This window comes from Mesorhizobium sp. CA16 (assembly GCF_020165175.1).
GTDB lineage: Bacteria > Pseudomonadota > Alphaproteobacteria > Rhizobiales > Rhizobiaceae > Mesorhizobium.
The window spans coordinates 345,794-363,252 of the sequence record NZ_JAIUHP010000003.1; the positions used below are offsets into that span (position 1 = coordinate 345,794).

The window sequence follows — 17,459 nt, forward strand, 5'->3', positions numbered from 1 at the left end:
CTGTCAATGCGTCTCCCGCAACGGGAAACTCATGACCACGGACAATCCGGGATTGGCGGGTAAAAGATCAAGCCTGCCGTTGTGGAAAGTCATGATTGCCTTGGCGAGGCTGAGACCGAGACCCGAGCCCGGTTGCGAGCGGCTCTTTTCCAGGCGCACGAAGCGCTCGGTGGCGCGGGCGCGATCGGCGTCGTCTGGAATGCCGTGGCCATTGTCGGTGACGGCAAGCTTGATCTCGTTGCCGGCGCGCTCCAGCACCACCCGTACTTTCGGCGCCTCGGCAGCGTCGGTCGAGTATTTGATGGCGTTGTCGACGATGTTGGACAACGCCTGGCCGATCAGCTCGCGATTGCCGTTGATCGTGAAGGCCTCGGACACGATCGTTTCCAGGGCAACCCCCGCCTCCTCCGCCACCGGCTCGTAAAGCTCGACGACATCGCTCACCGTGGCGGCGAGATCGACGGGACCGGTCTGTTCCGAGGAGTAGCCGGCCTCCAGGCGCGAGATCATCAGGATGGCGTTGAACGTCTTGATGAGCTGGTCGGACTCCGCGATCGTGCCTTCAAGCGCCTGGCGGTACTCCTCCGTCTTGTGCCTGCCGGCGAGCGTCGCCTCGGCGCGGTTGCGCAGCCTGGTCAGCGGCGTCTTCAGATCATGGGCGATGTTGTCGGAGACCTGCTTCAGCCCCTCGTTCAACATGGCGATCCTGGCCAGCATCGAATTGAGGTTTTCGGACAGGCGGTCGAATTCGTCGCCGGCGCCGGTGACCGGCAGCCGTCCGGACAAATCGCCGCCCATGATGCGGCGGCTGGCGTCCGAGACGCTGTCGATGCGCTTTAGCGCGGCGCGCCCGACGAAGAACCAGATCAGGATGCCGCCCAAACCCATCATGCCAAGCGCCAGGGTCAACGCGCGGCTGATGACGGCGCGGAAGCGCTCGGGCTCGCCAAGATCGCGGCCGACCAGCATGATCATCTGGTTGGGCAGTCTCAGCACCAGCGCGATGGCGTTGTGCCCCTTCTCACCTGTCGATTGTGGAGTGTTGCCCTCGTTGGCCGGAGGCGTGGCTTGGTCCGAACCGCCGCTGCGCAGCCGATCGAGCTCGCCTTCGCCGAAGCGCTGGTAGGAAAACGGGTCCGTCGTCCAGCCCTCGGTCTCGATGACCCCGGGCTCCAGGCTCTGCACATTGCCGGTCAAGATCTGGCCGTTGGCGTCGGCGATCAGATAGAGATTGGCGCCGGGCTGGCGTGAGCGGGCCTCGACGACGCGCACCAGCACCGGCAGGCCGCCGCGCTGATAGGCGCGGGCCAGGCCCAGCACCTCGTCGTTAATGGTCTCCTGCGTCTGCGCGGTCAGCATGCGCGCCGACAGCGACGTCATGTAGAGGACGAGCAGCACCGCGCAGAGCGCGAAAAGCAGAAGATAAAGCGCCGAAAGCCGGGCCGCCGTCGTCTTCATGATGGCCGGCAGGGATAACGCCATAATGGGCTCTAGCCGCCCTTCAGCATGTAGCCGGCGCCGCGGATCGTGTGCAGGATCGGCTTGTCGAAGCCCTTTTCGATCTTGCCGCGTAGGCGCGAGACGTGGACGTCGATGACGTTGGTCTGCGGGTCGAAATGATAGTCCCAGACATTTTCCAGGAGCATGGTGCGCGTCACCACCTGGCCGGCATGGCGCATCAGATATTCGAGCAGGCGGAACTCGCGCGGCTGCAGCGTGATCTCGCGGCCGGCGCGCTTGACCGAATGCGACAGCCGGTCGAGCTCGAGGTCGCCAACGCGGTAGACCGTCTCGGACTCGCGCGCGCTGGCGCGGCGGTTCAGCACCTCGACGCGGGCGAGCAATTCGGAAAAGGCGTAGGGCTTGGTGAGGTAATCGTCGCCGCCGGCGCGCAATCCGGTGACCCGGTCGTCGACCTCGCCCAGCGCCGAAAGGATCAGCACCGGCGTGGTGTTGCCGCGCGAGCGAAGCGCGGCGATCACCGACAGGCCGTCACGGCGCGGCATCAGGCGGTCGACCACCATCACGTCATAGTCGCCGGCATCGGCGAGCGCGAAGCCGGTCTCGCCGTCGCCGGCGACATGGGCGGTGTGGCCCGCCTCGGCGAAGGCTTTCTGCAAGTAGTCCGCCGCCTCGCGATCGTCTTCCATGACGAGAATCTTCATGGAGCCGTTATACGCGATTTCATTGGAAGGTTGAGGGGCAGTCATATCGTCTTGCCTTCAAGTTAAAACGGCAGCGGGTGATGGGAAACCCGCTGCCGTCAGGAGCGAAACACGGTGACTGACTTACGTGCTCGGCCCCATGTTTCCCCACGGCGGCTCGGGGGTGTTGATACCGCCATGGGGAAGCTGAAAGTCGATGTCAGCCCTTGCCGACCGGCAGCGCCACGAAGCGATTCGAGTCGTCGCGGGTGATCTGCATCAGCACGGCCTTGCGGCCGGCCTTGGCGGCATCCGTCATCGCCTTGGACACGTCGTCGGTGGTGTTCACGTCGTTCGAATTGATCGAGGTGATGACGTCGCCGGGCTGGATGCCGCGGTCGGCCGCGTCGCTGTCGGGATCGACGTCGGTGACCACGAGGCCCTTGCCTTTTTCCGCCTTGGTGACGGTCAGGCCGAGATCGGCAAGCGTGTCGGCCTTGGCCGCCGGCGCCGACTGCTTGTTGCTGTCGTCGTTCGAGGCCTGCTTGTCGCTTGCCGGCAGCGTGCCGAGATCGACCTTGACCGTCTCGTCCTTGCCGTTGCGCCAGACGGTGACATCGACCGGTTTGCCCGGCGCGAATGCACCGATCATCCGGGCGAGCTCCTTCGGCGAGGCGACATCCTTGCCGTCGACCTTGGTGATCACGTCGCCCGCGACGATACCCGCCTTCTTGCCCGGCCCGCCATCCTGGGCGCTCGAGACCAGCGCGCCCTTGTCCGACTTCAGGCCGAGCGACTCGGCGATATCGGAGGTGACCGGCTGGATCTCGACGCCGAGCCAGCCGCGCTGGACCGAGCCGCTCTTCATCAGGTCCTGGACCACCTGCTTGGCGGTGGAGGCCGGGATATCGAAGGCAATGCCGACGCTGCCGCCCGACGGCGAGAAGATGGCGGTGTTGATGCCGATCACCTGGCCGTTGAGGTTGAAGGTCGGACCGCCCGAATTGCCGCGGTTGACCGAAGCGTCGATCTGGATGAAGTCGTCATAAGGGCCGGCGCCGATGTCGCGGCCGCGGGCCGAGACGATGCCCGCGGTGACAGTGCCGCCCAGGCCGAACGGATTGCCGACGGCGACCACCCAGTCGCCGATGCGGACCTTGGAATCGTCGGCGAAGTCGACATAGGTGAATTTGTTGCCGCCGCCATCGACCTTGAGCACGGCGAGATCGGTGCGCGGATCGGTGCCGATCAGCTTGGCGTCGAGCTCCTTGCCGTCATTGGTGACGACGCTGAAATCCGAGCCTTCCGACACGACGTGGTTGTTGGTGACGAGATAGCCGTCCTCGGAGATGAAGAAGCCCGAGCCCTGAGCGATCGGACGCGGCTGGCCATTGCCATGGTCGCGGTGGTCGAAGCGGCGCATACCGAACTGGCCACCCTGGTCACCGAAGCCACGGAATTCCTTGAAGAAGCGGCGCAGCTGCGGATTGTCGGGCAGGTTGTCGAAACCGTCCTGGTCGTCGGAACCATCGTCGGCCGTGGGCTGGATCTTGGCCTTGACCCTGACGCTGACGACCGCCGGCGAGACATGCTCAACGACATCGGCGAAGCTCGGCACCTGCGGGGCTTCGACGCGCACGGCATCGGCCAGCACGGGGGCGGTGCCGGTGGCAAGCGCGCCCGCGCCGACCGCACCGATAACGGCCAGGGACGCTGCAGCCGCCATCAGGCGCTTTCGGGTGGAGGCAAATGAATTGGGGGCATTATTCATGGGGTTTCCTATCCTCTATCGACGTGGATGCACTCAGGCGAAGCATCCTCGGGCAAGAGGATTAGAGAGCCGCACATTACGGCGCCATTTCCGGTACATGAAAGTTTTGTAATGTTGAGGATTGGCGACGATGACATGCCGCGCTTGGAGGGCTTGCGGAAGCACCCGAGACTTCGTCATTCCAGGGCGAAGCAGGAGCGAAGCTCCGTCGCGGAGATCCTGGAATCCATGCCGTTACCTCGCGCGAGGGTTGCAGCAGAGCAGAAATTCTGGACGGCCGCGACGCTTCGAAGTCACGGAATGGATCCTCGGGTCTGCGCGCGTCGCTTCGCTCCTTGCTTCGCCCGTGGATGACGACGACACAGGGGTCTCGGCCAACCTCCGAGGTCCGCAATTCATGTTAGTCGCTTAGCATCTTATCCAGCGCCGCCTGTTCCTCGGCGCTCAGGGTGCTGTCCGGCACAGTTCGGCGCGAGCGGGCGCTGAGCGCGATGAACAGGCCCCCGGCCAGAAGCAGAAACACCGGCGTGCCCCACAAAAGCGCGTTGCGCAGGCTGAAGCGCGGCTTCAAGAGCACGAACTCGCCATAGCGCGAGACGATATAGTCCATCACCTGCTGGTCGGTGTCGCCGGCGACGAGGCGCTGGCGCACGAGGATGCGCAGGTCGCGAGCAAGATCGGCGTCGGATTCGTCGATCGACTGGTTCTGGCAGACCATGCAGCGCAGGCCTTCGGACAGCGCACGCGCCCTCGCCTCCAGCGCCGGGTCTTTCAGCACCTCGTCAGGCTTCACCGCCTGTGCGGCGCCGCCGAAGAACAGCGCCAGCAGCAGGACCAGCGAGGCGAGCGAAAATCTTGCCTTCATGGCGAGGCCGCTGCCGCTATCGCAGGCTTGCGCCGCTTTGCCGGCGCGCCGACGCGCAGGCGGCGGTCGAGCAGCGACATGGCCGCGCCCGCCATCATCACCAGCCCGCCGCCCCAGATCAGCGTCACCAGCGGCTTCCACCAGAGGCGCACGACGACGGAGCCGTCATTGTTCTCGTCGCCGAGCGACAGATAAAGCTGGCTCAAGCCCAGCGTCCTGATGCCGGACTCCGTCGTCACCGTCTGGCGCACCGGATAGAAGCGTTTTGCGGAGGTAATCACGCCATCGGCGTTGCCGTCGGCGCCCATCAGCAGGAAGCGGCCGCGATCCTCGGTGAAATTCGGGCCTTTCTGCGGGGAGAGCCCTTCGAAGCGCAGCGTGTGGCCGGAGAGCTCCACCGTTTCGCCAGGGCGCATGGAGAGGATCTTCTCGGTGCCGAAGCAGAGCGTGCCGACGATGCCGAGCAAAGTCAGCCCGAGGCCGAGATGGGCCAATGCCGTGCCGAAGACGGAGCGCGGCAGGCCGGCGAAGCGGCGAAGCATGACGGCCGGCGCCACAGAGCCGAAGCCGGATTTGACGGCAAGGTCGGTCAGCGCGCCGACGACCAGCCAGACGGCAAGACCGACGCCGAGCGCTGCGAAGACCGAGGCGCCGTCGATGAACAGGCCGGTGACGAGCATCGCGGTGATCGCCAAAGCGAAGGCCGCCATCAGACGCTGCGAGGCGGCAATGACGTCGCCACGCTTCCAGGCGAGCAAGGGGCCGAACGGCACGATCGCCAATAGCGGCAGCATCAGCGGGCCGAAGGTCAGATCGAAGAACGGTGCGCCGACCGAGATCTTGCCTCCGGTCAGCGCCTCCAGCGCCAGCGGGTAGAGCGTGCCGACCAGCACCGTTGCCGTGGCGGTGGTGAGAAAGAGATTGTTCAGCACCAGCGCGCCTTCGCGCGAGATCGGATGGAACAGGCCGCCCGCCGTCAGCCGCGAGGCGCGCAGCGCAAACAGCGCCAGCGAGCCGCCGATGAACAAGGTCAGGATGCACAGGATGAAGACGCCGCGCGCCGGATCGGTGGCGAAGGCGTGCACGGAGGTCAGCACGCCGGAACGTACCAGGAAAGTGCCGAGCAGCGACAGCGAGAAGGTCAGGATGGCCAAGAGCAGTGTCCAGATCTTCAGCGCCGAACGCTTTTCCATGACGATGGCCGAATGGAGCAGAGCGGTGCCGGCGAGCCAGGGCATGAAGGAAGCGTTCTCGACCGGATCCCAGAACCAGAAGCCGCCCCAGCCGAGCTCGTAATAGGCCCAGTAGGAACCCATGGCGATGCCGCCGGTCAAAAACATCCAGGCGACCAGCGTCCAGGGCCGCACCCAGCGTGCCCAGGAGGCGTCGATGCGCCCCTCGATCAGCGCCGCGACCGAGAAGGAGAAGCAGATCGAGAAGCCGACATAACCGAGGTAAAGCATCGGCGGGTGGATGGCGAGGCCGAGGTCCTGCAGGATCGGATTGAGGTCGCGGCCCTCGATCGGCGCCGGGTTGAGGCGGATGAACGGATTGGACGTCGCCAGGATGAACAGGAAGAACGCGGCGCCGATCATGCCTTGCACGGCCAGCACATTGGCCTTGAGCGTTGACGGCAGATTGTTGCCGAAGACGGCGACGAGCGCGCCGAAGAAGGTCAAGATCAGCACCCAAAGCAGCATCGAGCCTTCATGGTTCCCCCAGGTGCCGGTGATCTTGTAGATCATCGGCTGCAGGGAGTGGGAGTTCTCCCAGACGCTCGCCACCGAGAAGTCCGAGCCGGCATAGGCGCTTGCAAGGGCGGCGAAAGACAGCGCGGTCAGCGCGAAACCGGTGACCGTGACCGGACCGCCGACCGCCATCAGCCGCTGGTTGCCGGTGCGGGCGCCGACCAGCGGCACCAGCATCTGCACCAGCGACAGCGCGAAGGCGAGCACAAGCGCGAAATGTCCGGTCTCGACCATGGTTACCTGTTCTCTCGCAGGTTCTGATCGCAAAACCGCATGGCACTTTTGCGCAACCTGCTCATCAGTTCGTGCTTTCCTGCCAAACACCCTTGGCCTTCAGGCCGTCGGCGACTTCCTTGGGCATGTAGCGCTCGTCGTGCTTGGCCAGCACGCTGTCGGCGACGAAGACGCCGTCCGGGCCGAAAGCGCCCTCGGTGATGACGCCCTGCTCCTCGCGGAACAGATCGGGCAAGATGCCGGTATAGGTGACCTTGACCGATTTCTGCTTGTCGGTGACCGAGAAGGCGACGGTGGCGCCTTGCCCGCGCATGATGGTGCCCTTCTCGACGAGACCGCCGAGCCGGATCCGCTGTCCGGGCGGCACGCTTGCCGTGGCGAGGTCGGCCGGCATGTAGAAATAGGAGGCCTTCTGTCCCAGCGCATAGAAGGTGAGCCCGGCAGCGGCGCCGAGGAAAGCCAGCCCTGCCAGGATCACCGACATCCGCTTCTGCTTGCGCGTCATTGCCTTACTCCGTCGCCGTCACGCCGAGCGAGGCGGCGAAGGCGGTGAATTTCTTGGCCTGTTCACTGTCGGCACCAAAGGCGGCGACAGCGCGGCCGAGCGCGTCGCGCGCCTGGTCGGCCTTGCCAAGCACGACATAGGAACGGATGAGCCGCATCCATCCTTCCTCGTCGCGGGGATTCTGCTTCAATTTGTCGTCGAGACCGGCGACCATGGTCTCGATCATCGCCTGCCGGTCCTGCGGCGACATCTGTTGCGCGGCTTCCGCCTGTTGCGCGTCGGGGCCGTTGGCCGATGCGGCATCGGCGACAGCAGGCTCCCCGGCCTCGGCAAGCGCCTGCCGGACGGCGCTGCGCCAGGGCGAATCCGGCGCGAGCTGGCCGAGCATCTTTTTCCAGGCGGCAACGGCATCGGCCTTCTTGCCTTCCTGTGCCAGGCCCACCGCCAGATAGAAATTCGCCTTGGCGTTGGCCGGATCGAGCTTCAGGGCCGCCTCGAAGGCTTTTTGAGCGTCGGCCGAAACAATGCCGCCGGCAGCGCTGGCGATCGCTTCGCCGAGACCCGACTGGCGCACGGCGCTGTCGCCATCGAGGCGGATGGCGTTGCGATAGGCGGTCACGGCGTCGGGAAAGCGCTGCAGTCGAAGATAGATCGGAGCCAGCACGTCCCAGCCCTTGCCGTCCGACGGATTGGCGGCGAGATGGGCTTCGGCGCGGGCGACCAGCTCGTCGACCGAGGCATCGGCCGGGTTCTTGGCTAGACGTTCGGCCAGCGGCTGCGAAGGTAGATCGGGAGAGCCGAGCATTCCGTAGAGCCCCCAGCTCAGCAGGGGAACCGCAAGCACGGCTATGCTGGCGACCCACTTGGCGCTGCGCGCAGGCTTGAGTATTGCCGCGTCCGGCTGCACGACCGCGCCCAGACGCAGGATGCGGCGGCCGATCTCGGCACGCGCCTCGTCGGCCTCCCCGGGCTGGATCAGGCCGCGCGCCATGTCGCGGTCGAGCTCGGACAGCTGGTCGCGATAGACTTCGAGATCGTGATCGCCGGCCGGCGACGCGCCTTTCATGCCGCCGGTAAGCGGCAACAGCACGGCCAGGCTGGCGCCCAGCGTGAGGATTGCGGCTATGACCCAGAACAGCATGGTCCTTCCAATAAAGGCAGAGCCCTGCCCTGCCAACACGGACGTACTGCGACGCTTTGACGGCAAACGCGCCGTCCGACCTTGATCGAGGTCAATCCGACCGAATAACGGGGCCGGCCGGGTTTCTTTCTAGGTCAGCGGCGTCCAGCTGCCGTCGGCATTGCGGCAGGCGGTGCCGCGTGCGGTGACACCCGCGCCGCTCGTATAGACGGTATGGGTGTACTGGCGGCAATCCTGCGAGCCGACCCTGTAAGGCTGGGCGGCGACGACCTCGCCATAATGCGAGGAGTTGTCGCTCTTCCACGTCACCTTCTGGCCGCTGGTGTTGTATTCCAGCGCCTTGTATTCCGCTTCCAGGCCCTTGCGCTTTTCGGCATCGCTGAGGCCCGAACCGATCGACCCGCCGATAAGCCCGCCATTCATGGCCGAAACGATGCCGGTCGACACCTTGCCGCCGGCCGGCGGCGTGGAAACAGGCGTGACGGGAGAGGTCGGACCACCCTTGCCCAGAGTCGTGCAGCCGGAAACGGCGAGCAGGGCGGAAACGAGCGCGACGCGGATCTTCATGCCGACAACCGGTTCTCTTCAGCGGGATGGAACTGGATGGACTGGGGGCGCGCCATCAGGACGTTTTCATCGCCATAGTGTTGATATTTGTCGGAAATTTGGCCGTCGGCCGCTGCTCGCAAATCGATAAAAAACATCATTGAAGGCTCCGCAATCCCACCACCGCCCTCAAGCCGCCCATGCCGGACCGTTCCAGCGCCAGCGAGCCTCCATACTCGTTGACGAGGTCGGCGACAATGGCCAGCCCGAGCCCTGTTCCCGGCTTCGTCTCGTCGAGTCTCTTGCCACGTTTCAAAACTTCCCGCGCGCTGTCCTCGGGAATGCCCGGGCCATCATCCTCTATAACGATTTCGAACATGTTGCTCATTCCCGGTGCAAGCGCGACCGAAACGGCAACGGCGCTCTTTGCCCATTTCATCGCATTGTCGAGCAGGTTGCCGAGCAATTCCTCCAGATCCTCGCGCTCGCCGGCAAAGACGATCTCCGCCGGCGGCAGCGACAGCGTCAGCCTGGTTTGCGGATTGAGTTTCCGCAACACGCGCACCATGCGCTCGACCAGCGGCGAAACCGGCGTGCGGAAAACGACGCTGTCGCGCTGCGCGGCGACGCGGGCGCGCTGCAGATAGTGGTCGACCTGCTTCTGCATGGAGGCGGCCTGCTCGGCGATCAACTGGCCCTTGGCGCCGCCGAGCGCGCGGCCCTCATTGATCAGCACGGCTAAGGGCGTCTTCAGCGAATGGGCAAGGTTGCCGACCTGGGTGCGCGAGCGCTCGACGATGCGCCTGTTGTTCTCGATCAGCGCATTGGTCTCGCTGGCCAGCGGCTCGATCTCGGCCGGGAAGCTGCCGTCGAGCCGCTGCGCGGTGCCCTCGCGCACCATTGCGAGCGCATTGCGGACCCGGCGCAAAGGCTGGAGACCCAGCAGGATGGCGATGGCATTGATGGCGATCATGCCGACGCCGAACAGCGAGAGATAGGTGAGCAGGCGACGCTGGAAGCTCGCAATCTCCTGCTCGAGCTCGCTGTGGTTGCCCATGACACGGAAACGCGCGGCGCGGTTCTTGGCGTCGAGCACGAACTCGCTCTCGAACACTTCGAGCCGCTCGCCCTTGATGCCCTCCATCGAGTAGCTGCGCTGGAAGTTCGCATTGAACGGGACCTCCGCGACGCTCGGCGACAGGAGCGAGGTCGTCATCGAGGAGGAATGGATTTCGCCATGCACGCCTTCGGAGGCAGGCTCCACCGACCAGTACCAGCCGGAATTCGGCTCGGAAAAGCGCAGGTCGCCGAGGTCAGGCGAGCCGGTCAGCGCGCCGTTGTCGGAAATGCCGACGGAGCCGATCAGGTTGAACAAATGCGCCGAAAGCAGGCTGTCGAAGCCGCGCTCGCTGGCCTGGCGGTAAAGCGTGGTGATGAGGGTGAAGATGACGACCAGAGTCAAGATCGCCCAGATGGTGGAAAAGGCGATGACGCGGAAGGTCAGCGAGCGCGGCCAGAGCCGCAGCTTCGAAAGCCGCGTTTCCATGGTTGGCTTCAGCGGTTCCGCGTCACGCCTCCGGCTCACGCATGCGATAGCCCATGCCACGCACGGTTTCGATCATGTCGATGCCCATCTTCTTGCGAAGCCGGCCGACAAACACTTCTATCGTGTTGGAATCGCGATCGAAATCCTGATCGTAGAGATGCTCGACCAGCTCGGTGCGCGACACCACCTCGCCCATATGGTGCATCAGATAGGCGAGCAGCCGGAACTCGTGCGAGGTGAGCTTGAGCGGCACGCCGTTGACATCGGCCTTGGACGCCTTGGTGTCCAGGCGCAACGGCCCGCAGGTGAGTTCCGACGAGGCATGGCCGGCCGCGCGGCGGATCAGCGCCCGCACCCGCGCCAGCACCTCCTCGATGTGGAAGGGTTTGGTCACATAATCGTCGGCGCCGGCGTCGATGCCGGCCACCTTGTCGCTCCAGCGGTCGCGCGCGGTCAGGATCAGCACCGGCATCTTGCGGCCGCCGCGGCGCCAGCGCTCGACGACGCTGATGCCGTCCATCTGCGGCAGGCCGATATCGAGGACGACGGCATCGTAAGGCTCGGTGTCGCCGAGGAAGTGCCCCTCCTCGCCATCATAAGCGCGGTCGACCACATAGCCGGCATCGACCAGCGCGTCGGCCAGTTGCCGGTTGAGATCCTTGTCATCCTCGACGACGAGCACGCGCATGGGGTTGAAGCCTGTTGTTGGGTAGACCTATAGGCCGATTCCGCCAGCCTGGGAAACGACAGGGTCAGCCCATCGGAACGACGATTTCCGAGCGGCGCGGACGCTGGCCTTCCTTGCCGGGAACCAGAACGACGATGACGCAGACCTGCTGGCCGCCCCGCGTCGCCTGCGAGGCCTTGGCCAGCGTGCCGCCATTCTGCGCGGCGACCTGCTGGCCGATGGCGTAGCAATCGCTGGCGGCGAGCACCACCGGCCGATCGACCGACGGCTCGGTGACCGGCAGGGCAATCGCCTGCGACGCAAAGAGGCCGGCTGCGGCAAGCGCCAGCACTGCTTTGCGGAGATGAGGGCCAAACTTTTTCATGATCACGGTTCTAACGCATATGGGCTGAACGTGAAATGAACGGTGAACGATCGAAAATCCATGCCCGCCACACCCCCTATGGACGCCAACGCTCCCCCAAGCCCGGGTGCAAATTCATAGCCGGAAAATCAGTCGGTCCGCTACGCTTTTCGGCCTGCCGATTCCGTGCCCCGCGCTACCTAGTGTAGAAACGCCGGACGGCCATGGGAGGATGCGATGACGCGTGAGGATATTGCCGATCTCTACCGGGGCTACATCGTCTGCCTTAACGAGCAGGACTGGGGCAATCTCGGCCGGTTCGTCGGCGAGGAGGTGCAGTATAATGGCGAGACGATCGGGCTGTCGGGGTATCGGCGCATGCTGGAAGGCGATTTCGAGGCCATTCCCGACCTGCGCTTCAACGTCGAGCTTCTGATCTCGGAGCCGCCCCGCGTGGCGGCGCGCCTGCATTTCGACTGCCATCCCAAAGGCGTGCTGTTCGGCCTGCCGGTCCACGGCAGGCGGGTTTCTTTCGCCGAGAACGTGTTCTACGAATTCCACGACAGCCGCATAAGGGAGGTCTGGTCGGTCATCGACAAGGCCGCGATCCAGGCGCAGCTTTAGGGTGTGTTGATGTTCAGGTGAGGCTGGCCTGCAAATGCCGGCTTCCTGCGCTCCGGTGCTCACGTACTTTAAGTACGCTCCGCGCCGGTTCTCGGAAGCCATCCAGTTTGGTCGCTTCGCGCCCGTCTTCGACTCCGACTCGGCCTGACCTGAATCTCAACACACTCTATGCACTTTCCTGGGTCAGCGCGCGGAAGCGCAGCAATCCATGATAGACTGCAAGATCCTCGTCATAGCGCGCCTCGGCGAATTCCAGGGACAGGCGCGTCTGGCCGCGCGGGCCAATGGACAGCGCCGCGCCATCGAGGCTCGCCTTGATGCTGTCCATGATGAGGCGTGTCTCGGCCTCGCCCTGGGCTTTCGACCAGACGTGCAAGGTGACCAGCTGGTCATTGTCGTTGTCGACGCCGGTCTCGAGGTCGAAGGCGCTGGTGCGGCCATATGTGACGTGCGGAAAGGCGGCCTTGTCGCTCGCCTGCTCGAGCAGGCCCGCGCCGCCAAGCAGCGCCGACAGCGACTCATCGGTCTTCAGCCTCAGGAACAAGGCCTGCATCAAATCGCCAGGCGCCGTCATCTACAGTCCATCGCCAACATGTCTCCGCGCCGCAGCCAATTCCGGCAGCGTAGCCGCGCTCGCGATCCGATGCCAGATCGCAAATCGATTTGAGTATAGCGTGAAGGGCGAAGGTCTAGAATTTATTATGTTTTAGTCAAATCATGAGACCGGAGCCGCGCCGCCTTCTTCGGTGCGCCTGGCAATGAACTCGTCGAGCACTCCCGCGGCGGCGGCAGCGGTGGCCGGCGGCTGGAAGTCGGCGACAATCCGCTTCCAGATGCCGGTCGCGCGCTCCGTGGCTGTCTTGCCGCCAGCTTGCGTCCAATTGCCGAAGTTCGACCAGTCGGCCACCAGCGGCTCGTAGAAGGCGCTGCGGTAGCGCGTCATGGTGTGGGCGGCCGAGAAGAAGTGACCTCCGGGCTGCACTTCGGCAATCGCTTCGAAGCCAATTGCATCCTCGTCGCCCGGCGTCGTGGCGCAAAGCTCGGCGACCGTCTGCAGCGCCTCGACGTCGGTGATCAGCTTCTCCAGCGAGACGCTGAGACCGCCTTCCAGCCAGCCGGCGGCGTGGATGCAGACGGTGGCGCCGGCCAGCACCGAGCCCCACAGCGCGAACTGGGTCTCGTGCGCGGCCTGCGCATCGGAGACATTGGCGGCGCTGCCGCCGCCGGAGCGCCAGGGCAGGCCGATGTGGCGAGCTAGCTGCCCCGCCCCAAGCGTCGCCTTGACGTGCTCCGGCGTGCCGAAGGCCGGAGCGCCAGACTTCATGTCGACATTGGACGAGAAGGAGCCATAGACCACCGGCGCGCCAGGCCGCGCGATCTGGGCCAGCGTCAATCCGGCGAGCGCCTCGGCATGCTGCAAGGTCAGCGCGCCGGCGACCGTGATCGGCGCCATCGCGCCCGCCAGGCAGAAAGGCGTGATGACCAGCACCTGGCCGGCCTTGGCGAAGTCGATGATGCCTTGCGCCATCGGGATATCCAGCTGGCGCGGCGAGTTGGTGTTGATGACGGTGTAGCAATAGGCACCGGCGCGGAACTCGTCCTGCGAGAGGCCGCGCGCCAGGCGGATCATCTCGAAGCCGTCCTCGACCTGCGGCGTGCCACGCGCGAAGACGAAGGGGAACTTGTCCGACAGCGTCAGTTGCGCCCGGTTGACGGCATAGTGGCGGAAGCGGTTGTCGAGTTCCTGCGGCTCGACGCAAGGCCCGAGCATATGCAGGACGTCGAAATGCTGAACCAGCTTGATGAATTCCTCGAAGGCCTGGAGCGTGCCCGGCCGGCGGCCGCGCTCGAGATCGGTGACATTAGGGGCTCCGGAGCCGGCCAGGAAGGTCATCGAGCCGAGCTCGAGCGTCAGGTCGCGGGAGCGGTCGCCGCCGAGAGCCGGAATCTTGCGCGGCGCCGAGGCGAGCGCGGCTTCGACCATGTCGCGACCGATCCTGACCATCTGGCTGTCTTCGTCGACCAATGCACCGGCCTTGCCGTAGATCGTCCGCGCCTCGGGTAGCAGCACCTTGATGCCTAGCTCCTCCAGCACGCGCAGCGCGGTAGCGTGGATGGCCGCGACCTGATCGTCGGAAAAGATCGGCTGCGGCAGGAACGGGTTCTTCAGTGACCGGTAATTCGGATGGCGGCTCGACTCGCTGCCGGCCTCCCCGGTGCGTCCCCGGCGGCGCTCGCGCCTGAGATCGCGTGCGGCTTCCTCAATCATGGCGGTTCCTCCTCATTGCCGCATCGCCTTGCCTTCGGCGTCGCAGGGCGAGGCCGCGATGACGCGCGCCGGCCGTTCGACCACGACAATGTGTATGGAAAGCTCAGTCCCCTCCCCGGCGAAACCGTCATCGAGCAACGCCAGGGCGACGCTCTTAGCGACCGTGCAGCAACGCACCCTGCCGGCGCTGAGGTTCCTATCTGTTCGTTCAACCCGACGATCGTCGGACACCCACGTCTCGCGACCTTCCGAAACGAAGAATCGGATGCATTTTGGAACAATTAAAGATTGTTTCAGTTCAAGGTCCATCACAAAGCCGCGTCATTTCAAGGCAGCGAGTTGACGGCATCCAATGACGACGGGCCAGGACAAAACCAGCGATCAAACCCTGCAATGCCTCACGACCGAACATTTCGTGTTGCAGACGGCGCGGTCGGCCACCATCCAGGAAGCCAATTCGCGCGCAGACCTTTTCCTGACCGCCGTTTCCAGCGCGACCGTCGCGCTGGCATTCGTCGCTCAAGTAACGCGCATGGGGCAGCCATTCGTTTTTTTCAGTCTGATCCTGCTTCCCTGCCTGTATTTCATCGGTATCGTGACCTTCGTTCGGGCGGTCCAAGTCGCAATCGAGGACATGGTCCTCGCACGTGGCATGGCTCGCATCCGGCACTATTTCGTGGAGACGGCTCCAGGCGTGGAGAAATACTTGATCCACTCCCGTCACGACGACGAGGCATTGCTCGTCAGCAAAGCCCTTCGCTCCTCCCACTGGCAGTCATTCATGAGCACAGCGGGGATGGTGAGCGTCGTCGCCAGTGTCATCGCAGGTGTTTTCGCCGGCGTGCTGGCGAAAGCCGTCGCAGTCCTGGGTATCGTTCCGGCAACCGGAATTGGCATGTTGGTATTCGCCGTCAGCGTCTTCGCCTTTCGTCGGTACCAAGAGGCTAGATGGAATGCTGTCGAACATATGCTGGACGTGCGGTTTCCAAGCACCACAGCTGCCTCCCGTGGCGCCGGCCGTTCAGATGAACGGGTCGAGAGCACCCCGGAGCATGATCGTGCAAGTCTATGAATTCGCGCGGCAAGAATGGGCCAACCTCGTGTGACAGACGCCTCGATGCGGCAAGGCGCGCGTCAGCCATCTTGCCGCCCATCAGCGATCCTTCATCGGCCAGGAACCGACCGCGTCGGATGTGGCGCATTTTATGCGAGCCATCGCGGCGCGGTGATATCGATCGGCCGTTGACGGCCAGCACACCTCCAATCAACAAAGCTCGTGCTGTGGCTTCGCTGCCCTTGTGAGCGGTGATAAAATGGTCAAATAGTTTGACAGGGTGCCACCCTGAAACTGCCCGCATGCTGTTTTCGGGCGAAAGGGCGTTGGGGCGGAAGTCGGAATGGCAAGTCCTTCGAAACCACGCAAGAGGAGAAGAGGCCGCATCGCTTCGGCGCTGCTCGGCGTCGACGCTTGGTTCGATAGCTCGCTCTACGAAATCGGCTTCAAGGCCCGCGAATTCTGGGAAGCGGCGACCATTTTTTCCCGCCGTTTCCGGGTGCATGGCTGGCGCCGCACGGTCATCGAGGTGCTGAGCGAAGGTTTCACCATGGGCGCCGGCGGCTTCGTGGTGCTGCTCGCGCTCGCCATGCCCGCCTTCGACATCACCACCGGCGACTGGCGCAGCCAGGGCGATTTCGCCGTGACCTTCCTGGATCGCTACGGCAACGAGATCGGCCAGCGCGGCATCATCCAGCGCGATTCAGTGCCGGTCGACGAGATGCCCGACATCGTCATCAAGGCGGTGCTGGCGACCGAGGACCGGCGTTTCTTCGACCATTACGGCATCGATGTCCTCGGCCTGTCGCGCGCGATCTTCGAGAATGTGCGCGCCAACTCCGTGGTCCAGGGCGGCTCCAGCATCACGCAGCAGCTCGCCAAGAACCTGTTTCTCTCCAACGAGCGCACATTGGAGCGCAAGATCAAGGAAGCCTTCCTGTCGCTATGGCTGGAAGCAAACCTGTCCAAGAAAGAGATCCTGCAGCTCTATCTCGACCGCGCCTATATGGGCGGCGGCACGTTCGGCATCGAGGCGGCGGCGGATTTCTATTTCGGCAAGAGCGTCAAGGATCTGAGCCTTGCCGAAGCGGCGATGCTGGCCGGCCTGTTCAAGGCGCCGACCAAATACGCCCCGCACATCAACCTGCCGGCGGCCCGTGCCCGCGCCAATGTGGTGCTGTCAAACCTGGTCGATGCCGGTTTCATGACCGAGGGCCAGGTGCTGCAGGCGCGTCTGCATCCGGCCGACGTCGTCGATCGCGGCGAGCAGAAGAGCCCGGATTATTTCCTCGATTGGGCCTTCGACGAGGTCAAGAAGATCGCCAAGCCTGGCCAGCACTCGCTGGTCGCCCACACCACGTTCGATGCCAACATCCAGAAGGCGGCCGAGGAGTCGGTCGAGTTCCATCTTCGCCAGTTCGGCAAGGAATACAATGTCACCGAAGGCGCGGTGGTGGTGATCGAGACCAACGGCGCGGTGCGCGCCATCGTCGGCGGACGGGACTATGGCACCAGCCAGTTTAACCGCGCCACCAAGGCTCTGCGCCAGACGGGTTCATCCTTCAAACCTTATGTCTACGCCACGGCGATGGAGCACGGGTTCACGCCGGACTCGGTGGTTTCCGGCGGCGCAATCAGCTGGGGCAGCTGGTCGCCGCACAATTACAGCGGCGGATCGGCCGGCAACGTGACGCTGCTCACGGCGATCGCCAAGTCGATCAACACGGTGCCGGTGCGGCTCGCCAAGGATTACCTCGGCATCGGGCCGATCAAGGCGATGGCCGAATCGATGGGCGTGGAATCGCCACTGGAATCCCACAAGACCATGGTGCTCGGCACATCCGGCATGACGGTAATGGACCAGGCGACGGGCTACAGCGTCTTTGCGCAGAACGGTTTCGTCGGCTCGCGCCACGGCATCACCCAGCTCGTCACCCGCACCGGCGACGTGGTCTATGACTGGGCCAAGGACGCGCCGCCA

General features: G+C 64.5%; 18 protein-coding genes. 3 read left to right on the plus strand and 15 right to left on the minus strand.

What is annotated here, in order from left to right; translation table 11 throughout:
• Nucleotides 1-3: 3 nt before the first annotated feature.
• From LB525_RS07645 to LB525_RS07700, 12 genes are all read right to left on the minus strand, one after another.
• Entirely contained in the window at nt 4-1,482 is a 1,479-nt protein-coding gene (locus LB525_RS07645) for a sensor histidine kinase (RefSeq protein ID WP_224544162.1), read from the minus strand.
• An 8-nt stretch (nt 1,483-1,490) separates the two neighbouring features.
• On the minus strand, nt 1,491-2,165 hold the full coding sequence (locus tag LB525_RS07650) for a response regulator transcription factor (RefSeq protein WP_040991372.1): 675 nt from the start codon (nt 2,163-2,165) through the stop codon (nt 1,491-1,493).
• A gap of 199 nt (nt 2,166-2,364) precedes the next feature.
• Nucleotides 2,365-3,915, minus strand: coding sequence for a Do family serine endopeptidase (locus LB525_RS07655; RefSeq protein ID WP_224544163.1), 1,551 nt, complete (start codon nt 3,913-3,915; stop codon nt 2,365-2,367).
• Between the two features lie 400 nt (nt 3,916-4,315).
• Nucleotides 4,316-4,780 (minus strand): cytochrome c-type biogenesis protein, encoded by a 465-nt coding sequence (locus LB525_RS07660; protein WP_224544164.1) that lies wholly within the window; start codon nt 4,778-4,780, stop codon nt 4,316-4,318.
• The gene (locus LB525_RS07665) at nt 4,777-6,762 is read right to left on the minus strand and encodes a heme lyase CcmF/NrfE family subunit (RefSeq protein WP_224544165.1); all 1,986 of its coding nucleotides are present in this window, start codon (nt 6,760-6,762) and stop codon (nt 4,777-4,779) included. The genes LB525_RS07660 and LB525_RS07665 overlap by 4 nt, the downstream gene beginning before the upstream one ends.
• A gap of 64 nt (nt 6,763-6,826) precedes the next feature.
• Nucleotides 6,827-7,267 (minus strand): cytochrome c maturation protein CcmE, encoded by a 441-nt coding sequence (gene ccmE, locus LB525_RS07670; RefSeq protein ID WP_140845772.1) that lies wholly within the window; start codon nt 7,265-7,267, stop codon nt 6,827-6,829.
• Nucleotides 7,268-7,271: 4 nt separating this feature from the next.
• On the minus strand, nt 7,272-8,408 hold the full coding sequence (gene ccmI / locus LB525_RS07675; RefSeq protein WP_224544166.1) for a c-type cytochrome biogenesis protein CcmI: 1,137 nt from the start codon (nt 8,406-8,408) through the stop codon (nt 7,272-7,274).
• A gap of 129 nt (nt 8,409-8,537) precedes the next feature.
• Complete coding sequence (locus LB525_RS07680; protein WP_224544167.1) at nt 8,538-8,975, minus strand: hypothetical protein; 438 nt, start codon at nt 8,973-8,975, stop codon at nt 8,538-8,540.
• Nucleotides 8,972-9,115, minus strand: a complete 144-nt coding sequence (locus LB525_RS07685) for a hypothetical protein (protein ID WP_176476990.1) — start codon at nt 9,113-9,115, stop codon at nt 8,972-8,974. The genes LB525_RS07680 and LB525_RS07685 overlap by 4 nt, the downstream gene beginning before the upstream one ends.
• Entirely contained in the window at nt 9,112-10,500 is a 1,389-nt protein-coding gene (locus LB525_RS07690) for an ATP-binding protein (RefSeq protein WP_224544168.1), read from the minus strand. The genes LB525_RS07685 and LB525_RS07690 overlap by 4 nt, the downstream gene beginning before the upstream one ends.
• A 22-nt stretch (nt 10,501-10,522) precedes the next feature.
• Nucleotides 10,523-11,188 (minus strand): response regulator transcription factor, encoded by a 666-nt coding sequence (locus tag LB525_RS07695; RefSeq protein ID WP_041002188.1) that lies wholly within the window; start codon nt 11,186-11,188, stop codon nt 10,523-10,525.
• 64 nt (nt 11,189-11,252) lie between these two features.
• Nucleotides 11,253-11,552: a hypothetical protein gene (locus tag LB525_RS07700; RefSeq protein WP_095766886.1), complete on the minus strand. Its 300-nt coding sequence runs from the start codon at nt 11,550-11,552 to the stop codon at nt 11,253-11,255.
• A 216-nt stretch (nt 11,553-11,768) separates the two neighbouring features.
• Between LB525_RS07700 and LB525_RS07705 the strand changes: the two genes are divergently transcribed.
• Nucleotides 11,769-12,155 (plus strand): ester cyclase, encoded by a 387-nt coding sequence (locus tag LB525_RS07705; protein ID WP_140845766.1) that lies wholly within the window; start codon nt 11,769-11,771, stop codon nt 12,153-12,155.
• Between the two features lie 166 nt (nt 12,156-12,321).
• Here the strand turns inward: LB525_RS07705 and LB525_RS07710 are convergent, their stop codons facing one another.
• The 3 genes from LB525_RS07710 to LB525_RS07720 all read right to left on the minus strand — a co-directional run bounded on the left by LB525_RS07710 (nt 12,322) and on the right by LB525_RS07720 (nt 14,733).
• Nucleotides 12,322-12,729 carry a DUF3168 domain-containing protein gene (locus LB525_RS07710; RefSeq protein ID WP_224544169.1) on the minus strand — a complete coding sequence of 136 codons (408 nt, stop codon included), beginning with the start codon at nt 12,727-12,729 and terminating at the stop codon, nt 12,322-12,324.
• A gap of 141 nt (nt 12,730-12,870) precedes the next feature.
• Nucleotides 12,871-14,424 (minus strand): trimethylamine methyltransferase family protein, encoded by a 1,554-nt coding sequence (locus LB525_RS07715; protein WP_224544170.1) that lies wholly within the window; start codon nt 14,422-14,424, stop codon nt 12,871-12,873.
• A 12-nt stretch (nt 14,425-14,436) separates the two neighbouring features.
• Complete coding sequence (locus LB525_RS07720) at nt 14,437-14,733, minus strand: hypothetical protein (protein WP_224544171.1); 297 nt, start codon at nt 14,731-14,733, stop codon at nt 14,437-14,439.
• A 43-nt stretch (nt 14,734-14,776) separates the two neighbouring features.
• Here LB525_RS07720 and LB525_RS07725 point away from each other — a divergent pair, with 43 nt between their 5' ends.
• Both LB525_RS07725 and LB525_RS07730 read left to right on the plus strand, forming a co-directional pair.
• Nucleotides 14,777-15,496: a hypothetical protein gene (locus LB525_RS07725; RefSeq protein ID WP_224544172.1), complete on the plus strand. Its 720-nt coding sequence runs from the start codon at nt 14,777-14,779 to the stop codon at nt 15,494-15,496.
• A gap of 325 nt (nt 15,497-15,821) precedes the next feature.
• A partial coding sequence (locus LB525_RS07730; RefSeq protein ID WP_224544173.1) for a transglycosylase domain-containing protein occupies nt 15,822-17,459 on the plus strand: 1,638 nt, incomplete at its 3' end.

Excerpts from the sequence above, each read along its gene's own strand:
- LB525_RS07695 (WP_041002188.1), bottom strand. The coding sequence starts at position 11,188 with ATGCGCGTGCTCGTCGTCGAGGATGACAAGGATCTCAACCGGCAACTG.
- LB525_RS07655 (WP_224544163.1), bottom strand. The coding sequence starts at position 3,915 with ATGAATAATGCCCCCAATTCATTTGCCTCCACCCGAAAGCGCCTGATG.
- LB525_RS07725 (WP_224544172.1), top strand. The coding sequence starts at position 14,777 with ATGACGACGGGCCAGGACAAAACCAGCGATCAAACCCTGCAATGCCTC.
- LB525_RS07705 (WP_140845766.1), top strand. The coding sequence starts at position 11,769 with ATGACGCGTGAGGATATTGCCGATCTCTACCGGGGCTACATCGTCTGC.
- LB525_RS07710 (WP_224544169.1), bottom strand. The coding sequence starts at position 12,729 with ATGACGGCGCCTGGCGATTTGATGCAGGCCTTGTTCCTGAGGCTGAAG.
- LB525_RS07660 (WP_224544164.1), bottom strand. The coding sequence starts at position 4,780 with ATGAAGGCAAGATTTTCGCTCGCCTCGCTGGTCCTGCTGCTGGCGCTG.
- ccmE (WP_140845772.1), bottom strand. The coding sequence starts at position 7,267 with ATGACGCGCAAGCAGAAGCGGATGTCGGTGATCCTGGCAGGGCTGGCT.
- LB525_RS07720 (WP_224544171.1), bottom strand. The coding sequence starts at position 14,733 with ATGGACCTTGAACTGAAACAATCTTTAATTGTTCCAAAATGCATCCGA.
- LB525_RS07690 (WP_224544168.1), bottom strand. The coding sequence starts at position 10,500 with ATGGAAACGCGGCTTTCGAAGCTGCGGCTCTGGCCGCGCTCGCTGACC.
- LB525_RS07680 (WP_224544167.1), bottom strand. The coding sequence starts at position 8,975 with ATGAAGATCCGCGTCGCGCTCGTTTCCGCCCTGCTCGCCGTTTCCGGC.
- LB525_RS07650 (WP_040991372.1), bottom strand. The coding sequence starts at position 2,165 with ATGAAGATTCTCGTCATGGAAGACGATCGCGAGGCGGCGGACTACTTG.
- LB525_RS07700 (WP_095766886.1), bottom strand. The coding sequence starts at position 11,552 with ATGAAAAAGTTTGGCCCTCATCTCCGCAAAGCAGTGCTGGCGCTTGCC.
- LB525_RS07715 (WP_224544170.1), bottom strand. The coding sequence starts at position 14,424 with ATGATTGAGGAAGCCGCACGCGATCTCAGGCGCGAGCGCCGCCGGGGA.
- LB525_RS07645 (WP_224544162.1), bottom strand. The coding sequence starts at position 1,482 with ATGGCGTTATCCCTGCCGGCCATCATGAAGACGACGGCGGCCCGGCTT.
- LB525_RS07685 (WP_176476990.1), bottom strand. The coding sequence starts at position 9,115 with ATGATGTTTTTTATCGATTTGCGAGCAGCGGCCGACGGCCAAATTTCC.
- LB525_RS07665 (WP_224544165.1), bottom strand. The coding sequence starts at position 6,762 with ATGGTCGAGACCGGACATTTCGCGCTTGTGCTCGCCTTCGCGCTGTCG.
- ccmI (WP_224544166.1), bottom strand. The coding sequence starts at position 8,408 with ATGCTGTTCTGGGTCATAGCCGCAATCCTCACGCTGGGCGCCAGCCTG.